The organism is Nocardia yamanashiensis NBRC 100130, from assembly GCF_001613325.1.
GTDB lineage: Bacteria > Actinomycetota > Actinomycetes > Mycobacteriales > Mycobacteriaceae > Nocardia > Nocardia yamanashiensis.
Genome location: NZ_BDCD01000013.1, coordinates 263,166 through 282,776, shown reverse-complemented (window position 1 = coordinate 282,776; position 19,611 = coordinate 263,166). Strand labels below are relative to the sequence as shown.

Below are 19,611 nucleotides of genomic sequence, written 5' to 3'. Positions count from 1 at the left end.
TGGGCCGGGCACCCGACATCACCCAACTGACCTGGCCGGCAACGATGGATCGCTTCGACTTCGTGAAGAGAGATGTTTCCGCGACTCTCGACATCACGGTCCACGCCGATACGGTGCTCGGATTCCAGATCGCGGTCGCCCACCAGGCCGGAATCGACCTGACCGAGTCGATGGACTTCATTGTCGACAGCCGCGGTCTCCAGCCACGCGAAATCCTGGGAGCGCATGGCACTCGTATTCACCAGGTGAGCTCCCCCGCGGGCGGCCTTCGAGTGTGCTATCGCGCCACGGCCCTGGGGTCGGCGACGGCCGAGCCGGTCTCGGACCATGACCTCTCGATGTACCTGCGGCCCAGCCGATTCGCCGAGTCCGACAAACTTCTCGGTTTCGCCCCAACCGAATTCGGCTGCGGAATAGGCGATCTCGGTATGCCCGCGCGGATCTCCACGTGGGTCGGCACCGGGATCTGCTACCTCGCGGGCTCCAGCGACCCCATCGACGGGGCCGTGGAGACACTGCTGTCCGGTGCGGGGGTGTGCCGCGACTTCACCCACCTCGTCGTCGCGCTGGCGCGGGCCGTCGGAGTGCCCGCGCGGGTAGCGGCCGTCTACACCCCGGGCTGCATGCCGATGGATTTCCATTCCGTCGCCGAGGCTTACGTGGATGGCGGGTGGCAGGCGTTCGACCCTACCTGCCTCGCCCCGCGCGCGGCCCTCCTGCGGATCGCCACCGGCCGCGACGCCTCCGATATCGCCTTCCTCGCCAATCACGGTGGCGACATCAGCATGAACAGCCTGTCCGTGCACGCCACCATCGACGGCCCACTGCCCATGGACGACCTCGGTCGATCCATCGCGATCCGCTGAGCGCGAGCCCCGTAACCGGCGGGGGTGTAGTGTCATTGGCACGGTGATCGCTCGCGCGCCGCCGACCCGGCAGCGTCATCGCCGAGAATCAGACCGCACACGGTCAGACGGGAGCGCCCACCGTGACGCTGCTCCAGCACGGTTCACCTGATCGCTCCGGCCCGGGCCAGGGCTGAGCGCTGTGACCATCCACTCCGGGCGCTTTGCCGCGACGCCCGCCGACGTGACCGATGACGACGTCGGCGTGAGCGCTTTCCTGGTACTCGGCGACGATCTGGTGCGCACCCTGACCGACGCGCTGCAGCGGCTGGACCTGCTTCGCGGCATCCTCGATGACGCTGAATCGACACTGCCGCAACAATATTCGGCCAGAGAAGAGGTTCGCGAGCTGTTCGCGGCCGTCGAGTTCGACGTCAGATCCGCCAAGAACGTCATGCTCTCGATCACCGGCGAGTGGCCGATGTCGGCGGCGGGGCGCTCCGGCCCGCTGGTCATCCGCTCCACGCCCATCCCTTGACCGGCGCATCAATGGCACACGGATGCAAGATAATTCATGGTCAGCCCGTTCTATCAGATCATGTTGTCGCGCCACCGCGACGGCGGCCGACCGAATCACGGAGAGCCGTCCGTCCACGCCGAAGCCTGCCGTGTCGGGCACAGGAGATCCAGTTCATGACACTTCCCTGGACGACCGTGTACGGACCGCGGCGCACCGGCCCACGCCCGCTCCGCCTCTCCCTGCGGGACCCGGCCGCCCCTACGGGGCCCGTCGATGGTGCCTGGTGGCCGAGGTCCAAGCAACCCGCCGCCGAACTGCACGAGTTGGTCGCGGCCGTCGCCGCCCGGCTCGGTTCCATGGTTCGCGTTGGATTCGATTGACGGACAACTGATCCCGATCGTTTCACGCGCCGTGGCACCGCAGCCGTGGCCACGACGAGCAGGGCCGGCATCATGTACCTGTTCGGAAGCAACGGCGCACGCCTCGACGTGCTGGTCATCCCCGCGGACACCCACCCGGACGCGGCCGCGGCCCAAATGCGCTGGGCCTCCGGCAAACCGCAGCCCGGTCCGACAGCCCGGCCGCGGGTGCCGGAGAACACTGTGAAGTGACGAAATCCCGCCACCGGGCACCGGGGATCGGCGCATGATCAAGGTCTTCCCGGCCGATGACCACGAGCTGGTACGCCGCGGGCGGTTCGGCCTGCTCGCCGCCGATCCCGAATCGAGGGTGGTCGGGCGAGGCCCGCACCGTCTCGCACGAGCTGGCTCGAATCCCGGTGCTGCGGCCCGATGTGGCCGTGGTGGATGTGATTCTGCCCGACGGCAACGGCATCGAATTGTGCCGGGACCTGTTGTCGCGCTCGGACGAACCGCGGTGCCCGATCCTGACCGCCCGCACCGCAGAGCTGCACCGCCGGTGGCGGCCGCCCCGGCGGTCACGTCAACGGCCCGAATGTCGGCGAGCCCGTTCCGCGAGTGCGGTGCGCAGGCCGTGACGGCCCGACGGCGAATCGACCGCGGTCCGCGGGTGCGGGCCGAACTTGTCTTCCGACGATGTCTCGGGGGCATCGTCGGAGGTCGCGATCAGCAAATCGTCGGGGAGCGCGAGTTTGCCGATCGTGCGCAGGGTGAGCAGGTATTGCCGGGGCAGCGGGCCGGTGGTGTAGGGCAGATCGTATTTGTCGCAGAGGGCGCGGACGCGCTCGGCGATCTCCGGGTAGCGGTTGCTGGGCAGATCGGGGAACAGGTGGTGTTCGATCTGGTGGGACAGGTGGCCGCTGAGGAAGGCCAGCACCGGGCCGGCGTCGAAGTTCGCGGTGCCGAGCATCTGCCGCAGATACCACTCCGGTTTGGACTCGTGCTCGATCGCGGCGGGCGTGAATTTCTCCGCGCCGTCGGGGAAATGGCCGCAGAAGATCACCACGTACGCCCACAGGTTGCGCAGCGCGTTGGCGGCCGCGTTCGCGGCGAGGGTGCGGCGCCAGCGGCGGCCGCTCAGGGCCGGGAGGAGTAGATAGTCCTTGCCGGTCTGGCGGGCGATCTTGCGCAGCAATGCCCTGGTGTGCGTGGATTTCTCGGCGGCGGTCGCGGCGCGCTCCTGTTCGGAGTACAGGCCGTGCAGCGCGATCCCCCACTCGAAAGTCACTGCCAGGAACAAGTTTTGCAACGGTTGCAGCAGCAGTCGCGGCCGCCACGGCTGATCACGTGTCACCCGCATGACGCCGAAGCCGATGTCGTCGTCGATGCCCAGCACATTGGTGAACACGTGATGGCGGTAGTTGTGCGAGTAACGCCACTGCGACGACACCCCGGCCATATCCCATTCCCAAGTGCTGGAATGGATTTCCGGATCGTTCATCCAGTCCCATTGGCCGTGGCAGACATTGTGGCCGATCTCCATGTTCTCGATGCTCTTCGCGCCCGCCAGCGCCACAGCGCCCAGCGCGACACCGAGTTTCGTTCCGCTGTAGGCGATGACCAGGCGTGAGGTCAGGTCGAGAAGGCGCTGGAAGGCGATCGTCCGGCGAATGTAGGCCGCATCCCGGGCGCCGAGCCGCTGGTCGATGTCACGACGTATCGCGTCGAGTTCACATCCCAGCGCCTCGACGTCCTCCGTGCTCAAATGCGCGTAGGCCGCGATCTGCGTAATCGCCATTCTCCCAGCTTAGATGACGACTACGCTCGATGTCTACGACGTAGATGTACGTTGTAGTGAAGGTTCCCATCGAGAGGCCGAGGAGACCGACGACGTCCTGCGCCTGGTCTTCTACCGTCTCCTGATCGGCGAGTTCCCGCTGCTGCGTGGCCTGGCGCCGCGCTCCCGCAGCAGCAGCCGTGGCGTGCGGGTCGGCGCTGGCAAGGGCCGGGTCCGATCGCAGGCGAACCCATATGGGGCATTCCCATGCGGAAGGCGAACATCTCAGGCCGCCGAGCCCTACAGGATCGCGCGGGCGGTGTCGTGGTCGGTGATCGAGGCGATGACGCGCAGGACGATCATGCCGCCGCCCCAGCCGAAGACGTAGAGGATGTTGCCCAGTTCGAACGGGTAGGCGTCGAGCTGTATCGTTCGCTCCCCGAGGACCAGCCGACCACGGGCCCGTGACCAGCTGGTGCGGTCGTAGACCACTCGTCGCGCCGGTCCCAGCCGACGTGCCAGCGCCATCAGCAAATTCGGCAATTCCGCAGCGAGATCATCGGATCGGGGCCACCAGACGCCGTCGATATAACCGACGTCCTCACCCCGCGGCGCCAACCGCAAGCGGGGCTCGAGGCCGGGCGGGCCCGAGCGTCCGACGGATCGGTCGTGCCACCACTTGCGAAGGACATCTTCGAAGATAATCATGAGCGACTGCCTGCTTTCGACATGTTGACGGCATGCGGTGCCGCGGCGGCGGTTTCGCGAGCCGGGAAGGCGCAGATCTCGCCGATCGCACTCATCAGCGGCGCCGGGAAGACCACGGTGGTGTTCTTGTCCACACCCGGTTCGATCAGGCTCTGCGGATTGCGCAGCCGCAGTGCCGGCGGGTGCGCCATCATGGTGTCCGAGGCGTCGCCGAGCGCCGCGGCGACAGGCGATTCGCCGTCGGCGGCAATGATTTTCGCTCGGTTCTTGCGCTCGTCCTCGGCTTGGCGGGCCATCGCGCGTTTCATGCTGTCGGGCAACTGGCACCCTGATCACGCGTCCGAGCTGGAACAGCACACCCCTCGCGTACTGTGTCACCACCCGAATCGACAGCGCCGACAGAAGCACGGCCACCACTGTGACGGCGATCGCGACACCTAGTTCATTCATGCGAGCTCGGAATGCTCCCGTACGACGTTGCGGACCCGGGCCACTCGCCGCTCGTATCGCGTTGTGATGGCCACTCTCATGCTCCCTCGTAGGCCGCTCTCCCATTCGGCAAATCCCCGGCCAGGCCGTAGACCTCTATTGTAGCTCTACATTGTTGACATCGACAACGCGCGGGCGTGTACTGAACAGACAACGGTCCAAGGCAAGGCATGGAGGATCGCCATGATCGTCATCGTCGGACTCGTCATCCTGGCCGCCTCCGCCGTGCTCATCGGACTGGCCATCCTGCTGGGTGGCGCTCGCCGCGCCGCCCGGCGGGGCGCGGCCGCCCGGGCCGAGCTCGTGGCGTCGCGCCGCGAACTCGCGGCTTCGGACCCGGGGACACCGGACACGCCCGCCCGCTACACCTACACCGGCACCACTGATGCCACGTTTCCCGGAAACCCGACTCGGAATCCCGACCAGGAGCCTCAATGATCAATTTCCTCGTCTTCGTGGCGGGAATCCTCGTCGGCGCGATCGTCGTCATGGCGCTGAACCGCCGGGCGCCCCACCGCCCACCCGGTCCGCGCGACCAACGACCTGAAGACACCGCGATGGGGCGCGACATCGACGAAAACGCCGGTGGCTCGAGGCATATCCGCACCTACCCGAGCTGGCGCGACCGATTCGAACGACGATCCTGATCCCGCCCCCACACGTTCGCGATTCGTGACGAAACGGAGTGAACACCAAGGGAATACGAGACTGGAACAGGGTCTCCTCCCGCGTCCCGATTGACCGCTGATCTCGAGTGCGGCCGCCAGGACCGCGGCCCGGGTGAGTGGGCTGTTGCGGGTGCGAGGGCTTTGCTCGACGGCCCGTCACGTGTTGCGTTCATTCGGCACCTCTCGGCCCGAGTCCTGAACGTCGGGCGACCTTTCGTGGTCGGCGCCCGAACCCGCGAGGCCATCGCGCGTTCGACGCGGTGGGCGGGTGTTGGTCACAGGAAATTGCCGAAGAAGAATCCGCTGCCCATGAGGAGACTTCGAGAACAATCATGACTGAGTACCTGATTTTGGGTGTCGCTGGCGCTGTGCGCGGCGAATGTGTGTGCGGCGCCGGCGATTACGGCGCAGTGCGCGCCTGTTGGGTCAGTGTTTGAACGCGTCGCCGAGGTTGTCGCCGGCCCGTTTGACGTTCCTTGTCTCCACTGGAACGTGGATGCACCTCCAGTAGACGCCACCCCAGGGCCAGTGTCAACGTCGTAGTTCTACATTGGTCGGCCCTGATGTGATGAGTCACCGGTGTTTCTGACTTCGGCCCCGGAACGGTTCGCTGGAAAGTGAGCATCAGCTTCGGCCGTTCTCCGTGACGTCGATGGCAAATTCGCTGTGCGAGATTTGGTTTGCGAATGACGTGGTGTCGAGGACGCGCTGGAGGAGCTATCCACGCGCGGGAGAATGTTGTAGACCTGGGCGGTCTAGGCGTCGTTTCGGAGCTGTGCGAACGTTCCGTTTGCTCTCCGCGCTTCCCGCCCCGGACCCCGGTGGATCAGATCGAGTCCGACCGTGGATCACCATGGGCAATTGGGATTGGATACGCAATGAGGGGTTCTCGAGGTCGAATCGCGTCGACAGTGCGCGCGCACGCGGGATCTGCTGTGGCACTGGACAACCGAACAGTCTGGGTTCGAATGTCCGCGCGATGGTCGCCCTGCCCATCGGGGGTCTTGTCCGGCCGGCGTACTCGACTCGGGGCGCAATGACCGTTGGTGATTCGACCGATCCGCGTGATCGGCTGCTGGGCGACATTCGGCTGGCCGGATACGCCTCACTTGCGCACTTCATCACCAGCGTGCGCGTCGCCCCTGCCGTAGGCCTGGCGATGCCGTCGCCGGCGAACGGTGGAGATACACGCCGGGGCGGTCAGCTCCGTGCTACTTCTCGTGTGATCGCGGACTGGCCTGACGGCACGGGATACGCAGATTCCCCTGGGGTGCTGCCAGATTGAGTCATCGGGGTTCGAGTGCGCGAATGTTCCTTGCGCAGTGGAGTATTCGTACGCACGAACATTCGGACAACGATGCCTGACGCCGAGTGAGGAAGTAGGCTCGCAGGTGTGCCGGGTTGTGCGGCGGCCGTTTCGATGCGGCAGTCGAGCGCGCGGTGGTCGAGTCGGATCCCGTACATGGACGTATGTGGTGCGCTGAATCGAAAGCGCTTGTTGCACAACCATATATCTCATCGAGGCGATTCCATGTCTGAAGATCTTCTCGGTGCTCGTGTCGGTGTGGTGGGCCCGGCGCGGGTCACCGTCGACTCACGGGCGAAACTGATCACCCCTTATCTGGTGCGGATAACCGGCACCTATCGTTGTCCGCCCGGGACGCCCGGGCGTCTGCTGGTGGCCTGTGTTCCGATTCGGCTTGCCGCCGGCCAGGGGGGTAGTGGCACCGGCGGCGGAACGATTGCGGGAGGTGAGGTCGGTCAGGTCGACGCTGACGGGTGCACTCATGCCTTCGTCATCGATCTCGGTCCCGCCGCCACCGACCAGGAAGAAGAGCCCGGGAGATACCGGCGCGGTGGGGTGATGCGCGTTGTGGCGAAGCTGTTCTACGACGAGCTTGCCGATCGATTGGACTGGGAGCGTTTCGTCGCGGATTTCGCGGGGGCAGTCCAGCCGGGAGGGGCAGTCGGGCCCGTTCGCGAGGCGTTGGATGCCCGATTGGCCGGCGCGAGTACGCGAGGTCCGCGGTGGCCTCGCTGTCAGCTGGTGCTCGCGGAGGTGGTCGAAATGGTCGTGGTCGGTTGAGTGCCACATGGATCACGGAGCTGCCTGTGCCAGATACTCGAGGCACCCTTCCGAAGTGGCGGTCGCCAGTTCCAATTCGACATCACCGACATCCCGATGCATGCGGAAGGCATTGAGCCGGCGCCGTTTCCGCGGGCAAGAACAACGGGAATCGTGTCGGTGACGAATGAGCGGTCGCCCAACTCCTCCAAGGCAGGCTCGAGATGGCGGACGAGTTCGGCGAGTAGCGCGGATACCGCCATGATGCGGGCGTTCACGGTATCGACACCGTCGCCGTCGATACCCGTACGTGCGGCCTTCCAGTACGCCGCGCGCAGTATCTCGTCCGATACCACTGGCGCAATTTCCCCTTGTTCCAACGGCATTCGCGCCGTCATCGCCGTGGCCCGCGTCAAGGTTGCCGGCAACGCTGTCTCTTCGACCGTGGCGGGCACATCGGCGACCCGGGTCTCCACGGTCGGAATGGTCAGTGACGGGTGGAAAGAGAAACCTTGTTGGTTACTATCGTAGACCTACGCTGTTGACATAGGTGTGTGAACGGCGTCTACTGAAGGGATCGAAAGGTCCGCGCGAAGACATCGAGGATCACTATGGTCGCCATGATCGAGCTGGTCGTGTTCCGAACCGGCTCGGGCCGCACCGTCGATCGCGCGGTGAGAGCACGTCGCACGCCCTATTTCACCCGCGAGCAGCTCTCGGCTCGCACGGCTCGACGCCGCTCGGTTGTCGGGCAGCGGTCGGTCCGTCGACACTGCGTGCGCCGATCAATGCCGGTTCGCGTGTCCTCGCGGCAGCCCGGCGCTCTCCCTTGGCCCTTCGTCTAACCGGCGCAGGCCCGCGCGGCAATTGAATTCGAGGCAGTACCGATGAGCATTCCATCGACAATGACGCCCACCAGAACGCTGCGTAGACGCCACGGCGGCGACAGCTACGACAATCTCGAGCAACTGTTCGCCCGCCTCGCCACCTGGGACCCCGCCGACCAACGCCGGATTGTCCTGCGGGACGACCTGATCGGGAGATGCCTGCCACTGGCGGAGCGGATCGCCCGCATGTTCGCCGAACGGGACGAGAATTTCGAGGACCTGCTGCGATGTGCTCGCGCCGGGGTGGTGCTCGCCGTCGATCGATTCGACCCCGCTTCCGGTGGTCCGTTCCTGGCTTTCGCGGCGCCGACGATCATTGGTGAGGTACGCCGTTACTCCCGCGACCACATCTCGGCGGTACGGATCCGGCGGCTCGCGGAGATCCACCGAGCCATCGGCCCCGCCGTCGAGACACTGCGCCCGCGCTTGGGGCGCATGCCCTCCGCCACGGAGATCGGCGTCGAACTCGGCCTCGATCGCGTCGAAGTCACCCGTGCGCTCATCGCTCGCACCGCCTTTGCTCTAGCCTGCACTCGCGGAGTCGATTCCGACTGACTTCGACCGCACGGCGAGCTCTGTTTCGAAGGGCGGACACCTGCGAATCAGGAACATAGCCTGACCTAGGCAAATGATGGTACTGCCGGTGCCCTCGGCCGGGGCACGATATGGATGGGAACAGGACCGACCAGCATCTTCTCGCTGGTCGGCTGGTCATAGAAGCTGAATTCGACCTCGGTAGCGGTCAGTGTTGTCAGGCATTTACGCGAGATGTCTCGCGGGCCGCCACCCGAGCCGGCATCGAACGTTTCCGATTGTCCAGCCCACTACGAGCGTCTACGGCTTCGGGCGCGACGCCGGCCGAAGGGGCCGGGTAGGTCCATGGAGGTGGTTTCACGGCCGGAGGTGCTGGTGGTGCGCCGCGGGCCGCCTCGTCCGCCGGTGGTGATCGACATGGAGCCGCGCTTCCGTGATAGTGCGGACTGATCAGCCTGCGATTGTTCGCTCATGCTGCATGTTGCGCTGACTGAATCTCACGTTTGCTCCCGCTCCGCCTTCGGAGTCCCAACGCTGCTGTGCGGCAGCCATTTCGGTGTCGGCGAGCGGTGTGATGATCTGGAGGGTCAGGTGGGTGTCGAAGCCGACTCCGAGGACTTCGAGGGTGCGGGCGGCCATGTGCCGGTAGCCGTCGAGCCGCACCCGGCGTCCACCGAAGTCGAGCTTCCGCGGCGCGGTGGCCCATTCGTCGAGGTGATAGATCACTCGGTGGATCGGGCCGAGTCGGGGTGTCAGCATCGCGAGCAGGTCGGGGAGTTCCGTGGCGAGGTCGCGGCTGTGTGGCCACCAGAACCCGTCGGCGGTTCCGGTGCCGCTGGCGTCGAGTTCGAGCCGCAGCTGGTGGGTGGGTGATGCTTGCCGACTCGGGTTCGTTCGGTTGGGTTGTGACGTCATGATCGACTCCCCTCTCTTGGGTTCTACAACGTTATTCTACGCCGTAGACATTCGTTCTCGCGTGGGTGTCGAGTTTGCGGCAGGCCTGTCAACAATGTAGGACTACACTTGGTGTCTACAGCTCCTTGTCGGTGGAAGAAGGCCGCCGCGCGGCTCTTCACCACCTGGTAACCGCACACCACCTCGAGATCGGACGCCAACATCATGAGGACCTATCTGGATTCCCCGAACTTTCCCTTCCGCCTGCAATTCCCTGCCACCGAATCCGCCGCGGTGGCCGCTGCGGCCCGCGTCTGGATCGCGCGTGGGCAGATCTTCACGGTTGCTCTCACCAGTGAGTCCGGTGCGGTCGAAAACCGGTACCTGCTGGTGAATTTCGGTGCTGTCACCTGTCTGACCGTGCACGATCAGGACACGCTCGACGAACCCGGTCGGCAACCCATCACCTACATCGCATCCCTCACCCAGAGCGGGGGCCTCGATGTCGAAACACACTCACTATCTGCGCACGCCGGCTGATGCCGGTGCGAGGTCCTTGGTCCCATCCGAGCGCTACGACGGCGTGGTGGTGGACTCCGCACGTGGAATCCATGGCGCACCGATCGAATTGCCCTGTGCGGCATGCTCGCACGCCTGGGAATCCCATGACCCGATCGGGGCCAGGTATTGCTCGGCGACGATGGCGCGCGGGCTGGATCGAGCATGCGCCTGCACCCGCCCGGCCGAGCACGAGAACCTACTACCGATAGGAAACAAAGCCATGGCAATCGAAACGCCCTACGAGCGTCGAGTGATCCGCGTCCGGGATGTCGTGCGGACATACTCGGGATTCGACGACAACGCCGCCACCGAACTGGCCGTGCAGGTGCTGCACGCCCTCGACACGATTCCAGAGAAAATTCGCTGAGCGTCGTGGGCGGGGAGAGTCGACCCGCCCAGGTGCGGCCCGGCGGTTCACGGACTGGGTCGCAGGTCCTCGACATCGCAACTGGCGACTGCCGGGTTCACGCCGAGGTAGTTCAGCGGACCGGCGGCGATGGTGACTGCGATCGTTCCGATGCTTGCACAGGTGTCGGGGATGTTCTGGTAGTAGTGGCGTTGCCCGCCGGCGACGGCGCCGATGAGCAGCCACGCGAACAGAATCAATGTGAGGACGCTGGTCCGTCCCGAATAGTAGCCGCGTCGGACGCGCATGTAGCCGTCTTCGTCTTCGTAGGCTCTCATTTCCTGTCTCCGGTGCGGTCGCCGTGTGGGATGGGTGCGGCGGTCGCGTCGTGGCCGGCGGAGCGCCGCAGGAATTGCGGTCTCGGACTGCTGTTTTCGGGTTGCGCGGCAGGTTCGCGACGCGTGGGTGTGATGACGGGGTCGGGTTGTGCGAGAGCGTCATCGCGGGTGCGGATGCGCTGTTGCCAGGTGGATTGATCGCGGCCCGAGCGGCTGACCGGGGCGGGTTTGTAGAACGCGAGTTCGCGGCGGGCCTCGACACCGCGGCGGGCGGTGCGGCGAGTCGCGAGCAGGACAGTGCTCAGCCCGGCCGCACCGAGGGCACCGACCACGATGCCGTAGAGGAACAACACGCCGGTCGAGCCGGTGACATGGTAGCCGAAGACGGCGAAGTTGTCGGTCAGTGCGTGTGTGCTGCCGCCGTTGGCCAGGACGCCGACGACGCCGAGGACGAACGCGACGAACACCACGGCGAGTCCGATGATGGTCATGGTGATTCCTTCGATGGTGGTGGCATATCCGTCGCGAGGCCGGTGAGCAGGATGTCGAGGCCGCGTTCGAGTTCTTCGACGCCGTCGTAGGCGGCCAGGTCCGAGGCGAGACCGCGCAGCAGCGGGAACTCGCCGATCGGCAGGCGGTGCAGGCCCAAACGCAGCAGATCGGTCGACTCCTCGGGGCGTTCGACGATTTCCTGCAGTTCGGTGAGCACGTGGCCGTACAGGAATCCGAACAGGGCGCGGTAGATGTGCAGGGCGTCGGCGCCGGTGTAGTCCGCTTTGGTGAGCAGGCTCAGGATGTGTTCCAGGGGCCGCAGTGTGCCGATCGGTCGCAGTCCGAGTGGGGTGGCCAGTGGATGGGTGACCAATAGCGGCACCACATTCGGGTGCTCGACGGCGATCCGGCGGAAGTCGCGTGCGATCACTCGCAGTTGGTGGCGCCAGTCCGGATCCGAGGCGTCGACGGTGAGCTGTCCGAGCACGATCTCGGCGACACCGTCGAGCACTGCGGCTTTGTTGACGGCGTGCCGGTAGAGCGCCATCGGATCGCGGCCCAGGACCTCGCCCAGGCGGCGCATGGACAGTCGATCGACACCCCCGTGGTCGATGATCTCGAGTGCGGCCGCCAGGACCGCGGCCCGGGTGAGTGGGCTGTTGCGGGTGCGGGGGCTTTTGCTCGACGGCCCGTCACGTGTTGCGTTCATTCGGTAGCTCTCGGCCCGAGTGTCGGTCAGTAGTAGTGGCGGCGGCCACCGACGAGGTGTCCCCTACTGCCCGCGAGCATGAGCACGCCGCCGGTGACCAGAACCAGCATTCCGGTGATATCGAAGAGGAGGTTGCCGAAGAGGAATCCGGCGCCCAGGAGAAGGACTCCGAGAACAATCATGAGTGAGTACCTGATTTCGGGTGTCGCTGGCGCTGTGCGCGGCGAATGTGTGTGCGGCGCCAGCGATTACGGCGCAGTGCGCGCCTGTTGGGTCAGTGTTTGAACGCGTCGCCGAGGTTGTCGCCGGCCCGTTTGACGTTCCCGGCGGCCTGGTCGCGTCGCCCCTCGCGTTGCATGCGCGGGTTTCCGGACGCGCGGCCGAACAGCTTCTTCATCGCGCCCATGGCGGTTTGGGAATGGTGGGACAGTCGTGCGCTGATGCTCATCGGAGCCTTCCTTACCCCCACTGGAACGTGGGTACACCTCCAGTAGACGCCGTCCAAGACCTGCCGTCAACGTTGTAGGTCTACAAAGTTGAACGTGTGGTCGAGACGCTGTGGCAAATCGATGTAGTTCTACAGTGTTGACAACACATTGCGGGCGGAGTCTACTTAGAGGACCAGCCGATCCGAGCGACGGTCTCGAGGAGCGCCATGGCCGGTCATCACCGGACTGTTCCGCCGCACCTCAGCCGCGTGACAATTCACGTACTCCCGAAGCCGGGTAACCGCTCATGATCGTTCTCCGGGTCGTCCTCCTTCTCGTTCGGCACGGCCCCTTGGTCGAGCGGCGGATCCATGGCCGAAACCCGTACCCGCACTGGGGTATTCACCTATACGGAGCAGAAAATGAGAACTTACGACAATGACGGTCCGAGAACGCGTGCAGGGAGGCGTCCGACAATGGGAATCGGCAGGCTGATGGGTGTGCTGTTGCTGGTGTGGCTGATCATCGGTGCCATCGCCGCGGGGCAGCGGGACTACTTCGGCAGCGCACCGACCAACTGCGCCGGCGCCGGAACCATCGCGCTCACCATCGTCGCCGGGCCGCTCAACTACCTGGGGATGAACCCGAAGGTCGATGATTGTCACGTCGACGTGCCGCAACCCAGTCCGTGATCTGCCGTTGAGACCGCTCACCCGCTGACCTCTGCCTTCGGCCTGTTCGGCGATACGTCGTCTGTCTACGCCGTAGAGTCGCGTAGTCGACTCAGTGCTGATCCGCGCCGTTGTCGCGGGGAAGGTTCGCGGCGAGGCCGGTCAGCAGGATGTCGAGGCCCCGTTCGAGTTCGGCCGCGCCGTCGTAGGCCGCCAGTACCGGCGCGAGTCCGCGCAGCAGTGGGAATTCTCCGATGGGCAGGCGGTGCAGGCCGAGTCGCAGCAGATCGTCGGTTTCCTCGGGGTTCTCCACGATTTCCTGTAGTTCGTTGAGCACGTGCCCGTGTAGGAATCCGAACAGGGCTCGATAGATGTGCAGCGCATCGGGTCCGGAGAATCCGGCGCGCGTCAGCAGGGTCAGTACATCCTCCAGCGGGCGCAGCACCGCCTGTGGACGCAAGCCCAGCGGCGTCGCCAGCGGCCGGGTCACCAGCAGCGGCACCACTCGCGGATGATCCAGCGCGAGCTGCCGGAAATCTCGTGCCACCGAACGTAATTGAGACATCCAATCCGAATCCGCGGCATCGACCGACAACTGCGCGAAGACGACCTCGGCTACGCCGTCGAGTACCGCGGCCTTGTTCGGCACATGCCGGTAGATCACCATCGGATCCCGCCCCACCGCCTCGGCCAGCCGCCGCATCGACAGCCCGTCCACCCCGTCCCGGTCGACGATCCGCAGCGCCGCCGCCAGCACCGCCGCTCGAGTGATCGGCCTCTCGCCCCGCCCGTCACCGGCGGGACCGGCGTCGGTGGAGCCGGATCGGGTACGGCTGGTCGGCTTGTCGGCCATGGTGACTACCTCCTCGAGTCGAAGTCGCCTACTGTACTTCAATAAGTAGACCTACAGTGTTGACGCGCTGTTGGCATGCGTGTCTGCTGAGAGGCACGTATAGAGCGGTCGGGTACTTCGGCCCGGCGGCCGATGGCAGGAGTTCCACCATGACACCGACGCGGCTGCACCACCGGCATTCCACGCGTATTCGTCTCCGGCCCGAGTACACGCCTCGACTGCGGCTACGCCCGAAGGGCCGGCCGAACGCCTACATCGACGGTGCCTGGTGGCCCCGATCGGACAACCTCGCCGCCGAACTGCCGGATCTGCTGGCGGTCTTGGGGATTCGGCTGGGGCACGTGCCGCGCGTTGTCTACGATCGGGCGAGCTGGCCGCCGGCGCCCAGGCAGATCACCGTGAACGACCGCCCGGTCCAACTCGACGCCTACCGCTTCGAACTCGGCAACACGATGTACATCCACGGCGGGACCGGCGAAATGATCGTGCTACAGGTCATCTCGTCGACCACCGACGACGACACCGCGCACACGGCCCTCATGGCCGCGGTCGCCCCCACCCCTCCGTAGCGTTCCCCGATGCTCGCAATGTCGTGGTTGTTTCGAAGGGTGGGCATTGCCTGACCTGGGAAAATGACGGTACCGCCTGTGCCCTCGGCAGGATTCGAACCTGCGACACCCGCTTTAGGAGAGCGGTGCTCTATCCCCTGAGCTACGAGGGCTGGACTGGTGGTGCGCTGGGGCGCGGCCAACCGGGACGCGGGGGAGTCTACCGGGTCGGGGGCGATTGAACAGCATGCACGGGGTGGAGGGTGGCGGGGAGGTGGGTCGTCCGGCAGCGGTCGGTCTGCCGGACGACCCCGGGGGCGGGCGCCCCGGACCGTGGAGGACGGGGCGGGGCAGCGCCGCGGGGTCAGGGTTTGGTGGCGGTGGCGATGATGTAGTCGGCCCAGGGGCCCCAGAGGGTGAGGCCGGGGCGGCTGAAGGTGGCGCGCAGGAGGGGGTTGACGCGGCGCATGTCGGGGGCGCGGAGGCGTTTGCCCAGGTGGCGGGCGAGGGAGGGGTAGACGTCGTCGCGGATGGAGTAGACGTCCACGTCTTGGAAACCGGCTTTGCGCAGGAGGTTTCGGTAGTAGGGGAGGTAGGCGCGGGGGGTGATGTCGGCGGTGACGAGTTTGCCGCCGGGTTGGAGGATGCGGTGGGCCTCGGCGAAAAACTTTGGGTAGGAGGGGAAGTGGAAGGCGGATTCGAGGGCGGTGACTTTGGTGCAGGAGGCGTCGTCCAGGGGGATGGCCACCGCGGAACCGTATTGGAAGCGGATGCGGTCGGCGAGGCCCAGTTCGGTGGCGCGCCGGGTGGCTATCGCTATCTGTTCGGTGGCGATATTGAGGCCGATGATTTCCTTGGGGGCGAATTCGCGGGCCCAGAGGAAATCCTGGTCGCCGTAACCGAATCCGACGTCGACTTGGATATCGGAGGGGTTGAGGTCGGCGGTGCGGGCCAGCAGGCGGGCCAGGTCGCGGCTCGCTTCGTCGAGGGTGGCGGGGCGGTCGTGCCAGTAGCCGAGGTTGATGAACAGGGAATCCTCGCCGAAGAGGTTCTGCGGGCCGACTATGTCGTACACGCGGCCGACGCGGCGGCCGGGCGGGAGGAACGGGACTTTCGCCCATTCGAGGCATTCTCGCGCCCAGCGGCCGGTGCGTTCGGGCAGGGTTTCGACGGGGATGGCGGCGGTGGTCTGCGTCATTGGGACCCTCCGATGGTTTTCGGATCTCCCACGAGGCTACCGCGCCTGTCTGAGACAGTCTAGGTGGGCTTGTCGGTGTCGTAGTGCGCCGGATCGAATCGCCTTGTCTTCCAGCGGAACAGGACCGTCGCGCCGGGCCAGTTGTTGGTGATGCGGCCCGAGGCATTGCGATACCAGCTGGAACAGAAGTTCCAAGGGGTGTCCTTCAGGCGGGCCTGCAACCAGTCGTCCCAGGACTGTTCGGCATCCGCCCGCGCGGCCAGCACGCGGCCGGGACGCGCGCCCAGATACTCGACCACCTGGCGGATGTAGCGGGCCTGCGCCTCCAGCATGTAGATGATGGAACCCGAACCCACATTGGTGTTCGGGCCGTACATCATGAACAGATTCGGGAACCCCGGCACCGACATGCCCAGGAACGCGCGCGCCCCCTCCGCGGACCATTCGTCGGCGAGCTTGCGCCCGTTCGATCCGTAGATGTTCATGGGCGCCAGGAATTCGGTGCCCTTGAACCCGGTGCCGTAGACGATGACGTCCACCGGATGCTCCACCCCGTCGGCGGTGCGAATCCCCTTGGGCGTCACCGCTTCGATGGCGGTGGTCTCCACGTGCACATTGGGCTGGGCCAGCGCCGGGAAGTACTCGTTGGAGAACAGCCCGCGCTTGCATCCCGCCGCGTAATCGGGAGTCAGCTTGGCGCGCAACGCCGGATCCGGCACCTGCTGCTGGCGATGCCGGTCCGCGATGGCGATCACCGGTGTCTTGATGGCGGGAATATCGGTGAGCGCCAACGCCATCACCTCGAAGAAGCTCCAGATGGCGAACCGTTCCGCCAGCCGCGTCACCGGCACGTGCTTGAACAGCGCGTGATGCAGCGCGGTGTATTCGGTATCGAATTTGGGCAGCACCCAGGCGGCCGAACGCTGGAACAGGGTCAGCTGCTCGACCTGCGGCTGAATCGCCGGAATGTATTGAATGGCACTGGCTCCCGTGCCGATGCAGGCCACCCGTTTACCGGTCAGCTCCACCGAGTGATCCCATTCGGCGGAGTGGAAGGCCGCGCCCTCGAAGCTGTCGATTCCGGGCAGATTCGGCAGCGCCGGCCGCGAGAGCTGCCCCACCGCCGGAATCAGGATATCGGCGGTGCGGACCTGCCCGTCGGCGCTGTGCACCCGCCAAACCCCTTCGCGTTCATCGAATTCCGCATCGGTCACCTCGACCCCGAATTCGATGGCGGCGGGCAGCTCGTACTTGTCCGCCACCGTCCGCATGTACGCGTGGATGTCGCGCTGCTGCGAGAACCGCCGCGGCCAATCCGATTTCGGCTCGAACGACCACGAGTACAGCGGCGACGGCACATCGCAGGCCGCGCCCGGATAGGTGTTCTCGCGCCAGACGCCGCCCAGATCGGCGGCCTTTTCCAGGATGGTGAAGTTCGTCAGTCCGTGCCGGCGCAATTCCAGCGCCATGCCGAGTCCGGCGAACCCGGCGCCGATGATCAGGATGGACGGCTCTCGCTGCATGCATCGACCGTAGAAGGCGTTCGCGCTGGTCAAGCAGAGAACGCCGGTCACCGAATTGGTATTTTCGGCCAAGTTTGGCGAAGCCGGGTATAGCAAGGTTTGCCGCGACCGCCGGAAATCCGCCTCACCGTCCGATGGCCGGACCGGTGAACCCCGCCTGACCTGCGCCGCTGTCCTCGACTGGACAGCCTCACGTCCCACTACATATATTCACGGAAGATATTGCTCCAATTTGCTTGTCCTGGTTAGTGATTGGCTATTCTGCGGCACCGCAGGGGGTGTCGTCGCAAGCCGACGCTGATCAGGACTTCGAAGCCGGCGGGTCATCGTGTTGGGCGGTGGCCGGTTGGCAACAGGCTGTGGGCGGCGAAGGTGGGGTTCGCCGCCCACAGCCTTTTCTTTAGCTCCGCTTTACCGCCCGTCCTCGGCGGATGTCCGGTTTCGGATATCCTGCCCGCAAGTGACTCAGTTCACTTACTCGTAGTTACATGCAAGGGAGCGGTTGGGAAATGTTGAGCACCATGCAGGACGAGCAGCTGTCACTGGCGACACTGCTGCGCTACGCGTCCACCTTCCAGGGCGACAGCACTGTCTCCACCTGGACCGGGGACGGGGTCCGGACCCAGACCTTCCGGGAAATCGGCCAGGATGCCGCCCGCCTTGCCAATGCCCTGCGTGACCTGGGCATCGGCGTCGGCGATCGGGTCGGCACCTTCATGTGGAACAACAACGAGCACATGGTCGCGTACGTGGCCGTGCCCGCCATGGGCGCCGTGCTGCACGCGCTGAACATCCGGTTGTTCCCGGAGCAGCTGGTCTACGTGGCCAACCACGCCGAGGACCAGGTCGTCATCGTCGACGGCACGCTGCTGCCCATGTTCGCCCAATACCTGCCGAACCTGAAGACCGTCCGCCACGTGATCGTCGCCAATGGCGACGCGGCCGCGCTCCAGGCTCCGGAGGGCGTCACCGTGCACTCCTACGCGGAACTGCTTGCCGCGCAGCCGGACAGCTACGACTACCCGGTCATCGACGAGCGTTCGGCGGCCGGCATGTGCTACACCTCCGGCACCACCGGCGATCCCAAGGGCGTCGTCTACTCGCACCGCTCCAACTGGCTGCACGCCATGCAGGTGTGCCAGCCCAACGGCATGGGCTTCACCGGCGCGGACAATGTCCTCGCCATCGTGCCGCTGTTCCACGCCAATGCCTGGGGTCTGCCGTACGCGGCGCTCATGTCCGGCGCGAATCTGCTGATGCCGGACCGTTTCCTGCAGCCCGCCCCGCTGCTGGAGATGATGGCCGCCGTCAAGCCGACCTTCGCGGCCGCGGTGCCGACCATCTGGGGCGGCGTGCTGGCCGGACTGCAGGCCGCGCCGCAGGACATCTCGCATCTGCGCACCTGCGTGGTGGGCGGCGCGGCCGTCCCGCCGTCGATGATGCGCGCCTTCGAGGAGCGGCACGGCGTCAAGCTGCTGCACGCGTGGGGCATGACCGAGACCTCCCCGCTGGGTTCGGTGGCGCACGCCCCGGCCGGTTCCGAAGGCGACGAGCAGTGGGCCTACCGCTACACGCAGGGCCGTTTCCCGGCCGGCGTGCAGGCGCGCCTGGTCGGCGACGACGGTTCGGTGGTGCCCAACGACGGTGTGGCACTGGGTGAGCTGGAAGTGAAGGGGCCGTGGATCACCGGGTCCTACTACTCGCCGCAGGGCGGGGTCATCGACGGCGACAAGTTCGACGACGGCTGGCTGCGCACCGGCGATGTCGGCAAGATCAGCCCGAACGGGTTCCTCACCCTGGTGGATCGCTCCAAGGACGTCATCAAGTCCGGTGGTGAATGGATCTCCTCGGTGGATCTGGAGAACGCGGTGGTGGGTCATCCGGCCGTGGCCGAGGCCGCCGTCATCGGCGTGCCGGACGAGAAGTGGGACGAGCGGCCGCTGGTGGCCGTGGTGCTCGCGGCGGGCGCGGAGGCCAAGCCGGAAGAGCTGCGCGACTTCCTGGCCGACAAGTTCGCCAAGTGGCAGCTGCCCGAGCACTGGGCGTTCATCGACGAGGTGCCCAAGACCAGCGTCGGCAAGTTCGACAAGAAGCGGCTGCGGGCGCAGTACGCGGATGGCGCGCTGACCGTCACCACGCTGTCCTGATGCTGTCCTGATTCGGAGGCTTGTCCGGCCCTGCTCCGCGTGTCGCGCGCG

24 protein-coding genes, 1 tRNA gene and 4 pseudogenes are annotated in these 19,611 nt (G+C 65.9%); 15 read left to right on the top strand and 14 right to left on the bottom strand.

The window, feature by feature from the left end; all coding sequences use genetic code 11:
• The first annotated feature begins 62 nt into the window (after nucleotides 1–62).
• From NY1_RS14180 to NY1_RS41990, 5 genes and pseudogenes are all read left to right on the top strand, one after another.
• Nucleotides 63–866, top strand: coding sequence for a transglutaminase-like domain-containing protein (locus tag NY1_RS14180; RefSeq protein WP_174567187.1), 804 nt, complete (start codon nucleotides 63–65; stop codon nucleotides 864–866).
• Nucleotides 867–1,047: 181 nt separating this feature from the next.
• Complete coding sequence (locus NY1_RS14175) at nucleotides 1,048–1,383, top strand: hypothetical protein (protein ID WP_067712284.1); 336 nt, start codon at nucleotides 1,048–1,050, stop codon at nucleotides 1,381–1,383.
• A gap of 11 nt (nucleotides 1,384–1,394) precedes the next feature.
• A complete protein-coding gene (locus NY1_RS45390) occupies nucleotides 1,395–1,745 on the top strand; it encodes a DUF5994 family protein (RefSeq protein ID WP_369690436.1) in 351 nt (116 codons plus the stop codon).
• A 72-nt stretch (nucleotides 1,746–1,817) separates the two neighbouring features.
• Nucleotides 1,818–1,976 carry a hypothetical protein gene (locus NY1_RS14170; protein WP_157762228.1) on the top strand — a complete coding sequence of 53 codons (159 nt, stop codon included), beginning with the start codon at nucleotides 1,818–1,820 and terminating at the stop codon, nucleotides 1,974–1,976.
• Between the two features lie 34 nt (nucleotides 1,977–2,010).
• Nucleotides 2,011–2,272, top strand: a pseudogene (locus NY1_RS41990) (response regulator transcription factor); the annotation flags it as partial.
• Nucleotides 2,273–2,307: 35 nt separating this feature from the next.
• On the opposite strand, the gene NY1_RS14165 reads toward NY1_RS41990, so the two are convergent.
• The 3 genes and pseudogenes from NY1_RS14165 to NY1_RS14155 all read right to left on the bottom strand — a co-directional run.
• Nucleotides 2,308–3,522 carry a fatty acid desaturase family protein gene (locus NY1_RS14165; RefSeq protein WP_067712279.1) on the bottom strand — a complete coding sequence of 405 codons (1,215 nt, stop codon included), beginning with the start codon at nucleotides 3,520–3,522 and terminating at the stop codon, nucleotides 2,308–2,310.
• A gap of 279 nt (nucleotides 3,523–3,801) precedes the next feature.
• Nucleotides 3,802–4,209, bottom strand: coding sequence for a DUF5994 family protein (locus tag NY1_RS44530; protein WP_067712276.1), 408 nt, complete (start codon nucleotides 4,207–4,209; stop codon nucleotides 3,802–3,804).
• Nucleotides 4,206–4,532: pseudogene (locus NY1_RS14155) on the bottom strand (SPFH domain-containing protein); the annotation flags it as partial. The gene NY1_RS44530 and the pseudogene NY1_RS14155, both read right to left, overlap by 4 nt.
• 349 nt (nucleotides 4,533–4,881) lie before the next feature.
• Between NY1_RS14155 and NY1_RS14150 the strand changes: the two are divergent.
• The 3 genes from NY1_RS14150 (at nucleotide 4,882) to NY1_RS14140 (ending at nucleotide 7,452) form a co-directional block, all read left to right on the top strand.
• On the top strand, nucleotides 4,882–5,136 hold the full coding sequence (locus NY1_RS14150; protein WP_067712273.1) for a hypothetical protein: 255 nt from the start codon (nucleotides 4,882–4,884) through the stop codon (nucleotides 5,134–5,136).
• On the top strand, nucleotides 5,133–5,345 hold the full coding sequence (locus NY1_RS14145) for a hypothetical protein (protein WP_067712270.1): 213 nt from the start codon (nucleotides 5,133–5,135) through the stop codon (nucleotides 5,343–5,345). The genes NY1_RS14150 and NY1_RS14145 overlap by 4 nt, the downstream gene beginning before the upstream one ends.
• 1,483 nt (nucleotides 5,346–6,828) lie before the next feature.
• Entirely contained in the window at nucleotides 6,829–7,452 is a 624-nt protein-coding gene (locus NY1_RS14140; RefSeq protein WP_157762226.1) for a hypothetical protein, read from the top strand.
• Here the strand turns inward: NY1_RS14140 and NY1_RS42885 are convergent.
• Nucleotides 7,407–7,931 (bottom strand): annotated as a pseudogene (locus tag NY1_RS42885) (glutamate-cysteine ligase family protein); the annotation flags it as partial. The gene NY1_RS14140 and the pseudogene NY1_RS42885 sit on opposite strands and share 46 nt — an antisense overlap.
• 405 nt (nucleotides 7,932–8,336) lie before the next feature.
• Here NY1_RS42885 and NY1_RS14135 point away from each other — a divergent pair.
• Nucleotides 8,337–8,873: a sigma factor gene (locus tag NY1_RS14135; protein WP_067712265.1), complete on the top strand. Its 537-nt coding sequence runs from the start codon at nucleotides 8,337–8,339 to the stop codon at nucleotides 8,871–8,873.
• A gap of 429 nt (nucleotides 8,874–9,302) precedes the next feature.
• On the opposite strand, the gene NY1_RS14130 is transcribed toward NY1_RS14135, so the two are convergent.
• Nucleotides 9,303–9,767, bottom strand: coding sequence for a DUF5994 family protein (locus NY1_RS14130; protein WP_067712263.1), 465 nt, complete (start codon nucleotides 9,765–9,767; stop codon nucleotides 9,303–9,305).
• A 204-nt stretch (nucleotides 9,768–9,971) separates the two neighbouring features.
• On the opposite strand from NY1_RS14130, the gene NY1_RS14125 reads away from it, so the two are divergent.
• The 3 genes and pseudogenes from NY1_RS14125 (at nucleotide 9,972) to NY1_RS43710 (ending at nucleotide 10,674) form a co-directional block, all read left to right on the top strand.
• Nucleotides 9,972–10,286 carry a hypothetical protein gene (locus NY1_RS14125; protein ID WP_067712260.1) on the top strand — a complete coding sequence of 105 codons (315 nt, stop codon included), beginning with the start codon at nucleotides 9,972–9,974 and terminating at the stop codon, nucleotides 10,284–10,286.
• Nucleotides 10,249–10,470 (top strand): annotated as a pseudogene (locus NY1_RS44195) (RGCVC family protein); the annotation flags it as partial. The gene NY1_RS14125 and the pseudogene NY1_RS44195, both read left to right, overlap by 38 nt.
• Before the next feature lie 57 nt (nucleotides 10,471–10,527).
• Nucleotides 10,528–10,674, top strand: coding sequence for a DUF6307 family protein (locus NY1_RS43710; RefSeq protein ID WP_169815351.1), 147 nt, complete (start codon nucleotides 10,528–10,530; stop codon nucleotides 10,672–10,674).
• 47 nt (nucleotides 10,675–10,721) lie between these two features.
• On the opposite strand, the gene NY1_RS14120 is transcribed toward NY1_RS43710, so the two are convergent.
• The 5 genes from NY1_RS14120 to NY1_RS41970 form a co-directional block, all read right to left on the bottom strand.
• Entirely contained in the window at nucleotides 10,722–10,991 is a 270-nt protein-coding gene (locus NY1_RS14120) for a hypothetical protein (protein ID WP_439956011.1), read from the bottom strand.
• Nucleotides 10,988–11,482, bottom strand: a complete 495-nt coding sequence (locus NY1_RS42880; RefSeq protein ID WP_067712258.1) for a hypothetical protein — start codon at nucleotides 11,480–11,482, stop codon at nucleotides 10,988–10,990. Before NY1_RS42880 ends, NY1_RS14120 begins: the two co-directional genes overlap by 4 nt.
• A complete protein-coding gene (locus NY1_RS14110) occupies nucleotides 11,479–12,192 on the bottom strand; it encodes a TetR/AcrR family transcriptional regulator C-terminal domain-containing protein (protein ID WP_067712254.1) in 714 nt (237 codons plus the stop codon). The genes NY1_RS42880 and NY1_RS14110 overlap by 4 nt, the downstream gene beginning before the upstream one ends.
• A 26-nt stretch (nucleotides 12,193–12,218) precedes the next feature.
• A complete protein-coding gene (locus NY1_RS43705) occupies nucleotides 12,219–12,374 on the bottom strand; it encodes a DUF6131 family protein (RefSeq protein WP_169815350.1) in 156 nt (51 codons plus the stop codon).
• A 92-nt stretch (nucleotides 12,375–12,466) separates the two neighbouring features.
• Complete coding sequence (locus tag NY1_RS41970; RefSeq protein WP_084534958.1) at nucleotides 12,467–12,640, bottom strand: CsbD family protein; 174 nt, start codon at nucleotides 12,638–12,640, stop codon at nucleotides 12,467–12,469.
• Between the two features lie 456 nt (nucleotides 12,641–13,096).
• Here NY1_RS41970 and NY1_RS14105 point away from each other — a divergent pair, with 456 nt between their 5' ends.
• Nucleotides 13,097–13,312 (top strand): hypothetical protein, encoded by a 216-nt coding sequence (locus tag NY1_RS14105; protein WP_067712252.1) that lies wholly within the window; start codon nucleotides 13,097–13,099, stop codon nucleotides 13,310–13,312.
• Nucleotides 13,313–13,403: 91 nt separating this feature from the next.
• On the opposite strand, the gene NY1_RS14100 is transcribed toward NY1_RS14105, so the two are convergent.
• The gene (locus NY1_RS14100) at nucleotides 13,404–14,144 is read right to left on the bottom strand and encodes a TetR/AcrR family transcriptional regulator C-terminal domain-containing protein (protein WP_084534957.1); all 741 of its coding nucleotides are present in this window, start codon (nucleotides 14,142–14,144) and stop codon (nucleotides 13,404–13,406) included.
• 149 nt (nucleotides 14,145–14,293) lie between these two features.
• Between NY1_RS14100 and NY1_RS14095 the strand changes: the two genes are divergently transcribed.
• Entirely contained in the window at nucleotides 14,294–14,713 is a 420-nt protein-coding gene (locus NY1_RS14095) for a DUF5994 family protein (RefSeq protein WP_067712249.1), read from the top strand.
• 79 nt (nucleotides 14,714–14,792) lie between these two features.
• Here NY1_RS14095 and NY1_RS14090 read toward each other — a convergent pair.
• From NY1_RS14090 to NY1_RS14080, 3 genes are all read right to left on the bottom strand, one after another.
• Nucleotides 14,793–14,865 (bottom strand) — tRNA-Arg (locus tag NY1_RS14090).
• Between the two features lie 191 nt (nucleotides 14,866–15,056).
• Entirely contained in the window at nucleotides 15,057–15,890 is an 834-nt protein-coding gene (locus NY1_RS14085) for a methyltransferase domain-containing protein (RefSeq protein ID WP_067712246.1), read from the bottom strand.
• 59 nt (nucleotides 15,891–15,949) lie between these two features.
• Nucleotides 15,950–17,413 carry a flavin-containing monooxygenase gene (locus tag NY1_RS14080; protein ID WP_067712493.1) on the bottom strand — a complete coding sequence of 488 codons (1,464 nt, stop codon included), beginning with the start codon at nucleotides 17,411–17,413 and terminating at the stop codon, nucleotides 15,950–15,952.
• 509 nt (nucleotides 17,414–17,922) lie between these two features.
• Here NY1_RS14080 and NY1_RS14075 point away from each other — a divergent pair.
• Entirely contained in the window at nucleotides 17,923–19,560 is a 1,638-nt protein-coding gene (locus NY1_RS14075; RefSeq protein ID WP_067712243.1) for a long-chain fatty acid--CoA ligase, read from the top strand.
• Nucleotides 19,561–19,611 lie beyond the last annotated feature (51 nt).

Excerpts from the sequence above, each read along its gene's own strand:
- NY1_RS45390 (WP_369690436.1), top strand. The coding sequence starts at position 1,395 with ATGGCACACGGATGCAAGATAATTCATGGTCAGCCCGTTCTATCAGAT.
- NY1_RS14170 (WP_157762228.1), top strand. The coding sequence starts at position 1,818 with ATGTACCTGTTCGGAAGCAACGGCGCACGCCTCGACGTGCTGGTCATC.
- NY1_RS14165 (WP_067712279.1), bottom strand. The coding sequence starts at position 3,522 with ATGGCGATTACGCAGATCGCGGCCTACGCGCATTTGAGCACGGAGGAC.
- NY1_RS44530 (WP_067712276.1), bottom strand. The coding sequence starts at position 4,209 with ATGATTATCTTCGAAGATGTCCTTCGCAAGTGGTGGCACGACCGATCC.
- NY1_RS14150 (WP_067712273.1), top strand. The coding sequence starts at position 4,882 with ATGATCGTCATCGTCGGACTCGTCATCCTGGCCGCCTCCGCCGTGCTC.
- NY1_RS14145 (WP_067712270.1), top strand. The coding sequence starts at position 5,133 with ATGATCAATTTCCTCGTCTTCGTGGCGGGAATCCTCGTCGGCGCGATC.
- NY1_RS14140 (WP_157762226.1), top strand. The coding sequence starts at position 6,829 with ATGGACGTATGTGGTGCGCTGAATCGAAAGCGCTTGTTGCACAACCAT.
- NY1_RS14135 (WP_067712265.1), top strand. The coding sequence starts at position 8,337 with ATGACGCCCACCAGAACGCTGCGTAGACGCCACGGCGGCGACAGCTAC.
- NY1_RS14130 (WP_067712263.1), bottom strand. The coding sequence starts at position 9,767 with ATGACGTCACAACCCAACCGAACGAACCCGAGTCGGCAAGCATCACCC.
- NY1_RS14125 (WP_067712260.1), top strand. The coding sequence starts at position 9,972 with ATGAGGACCTATCTGGATTCCCCGAACTTTCCCTTCCGCCTGCAATTC.
- NY1_RS43710 (WP_169815351.1), top strand. The coding sequence starts at position 10,528 with ATGGCAATCGAAACGCCCTACGAGCGTCGAGTGATCCGCGTCCGGGAT.
- NY1_RS14120 (WP_439956011.1), bottom strand. The coding sequence starts at position 10,991 with ATGAGAGCCTACGAAGACGAAGACGGCTACATGCGCGTCCGACGCGGC.
- NY1_RS42880 (WP_067712258.1), bottom strand. The coding sequence starts at position 11,482 with ATGACCATCATCGGACTCGCCGTGGTGTTCGTCGCGTTCGTCCTCGGC.
- NY1_RS14110 (WP_067712254.1), bottom strand. The coding sequence starts at position 12,192 with ATGAACGCAACACGTGACGGGCCGTCGAGCAAAAGCCCCCGCACCCGC.
- NY1_RS43705 (WP_169815350.1), bottom strand. The coding sequence starts at position 12,374 with ATGATTGTTCTCGGAGTCCTTCTCCTGGGCGCCGGATTCCTCTTCGGC.
- NY1_RS41970 (WP_084534958.1), bottom strand. The coding sequence starts at position 12,640 with ATGAGCATCAGCGCACGACTGTCCCACCATTCCCAAACCGCCATGGGC.
- NY1_RS14105 (WP_067712252.1), top strand. The coding sequence starts at position 13,097 with ATGGGAATCGGCAGGCTGATGGGTGTGCTGTTGCTGGTGTGGCTGATC.
- NY1_RS14100 (WP_084534957.1), bottom strand. The coding sequence starts at position 14,144 with ATGGCCGACAAGCCGACCAGCCGTACCCGATCCGGCTCCACCGACGCC.
- NY1_RS14095 (WP_067712249.1), top strand. The coding sequence starts at position 14,294 with ATGACACCGACGCGGCTGCACCACCGGCATTCCACGCGTATTCGTCTC.
- NY1_RS14085 (WP_067712246.1), bottom strand. The coding sequence starts at position 15,890 with ATGACGCAGACCACCGCCGCCATCCCCGTCGAAACCCTGCCCGAACGC.
- NY1_RS14080 (WP_067712493.1), bottom strand. The coding sequence starts at position 17,413 with ATGCAGCGAGAGCCGTCCATCCTGATCATCGGCGCCGGGTTCGCCGGA.
- NY1_RS14075 (WP_067712243.1), top strand. The coding sequence starts at position 17,923 with ATGTTGAGCACCATGCAGGACGAGCAGCTGTCACTGGCGACACTGCTG.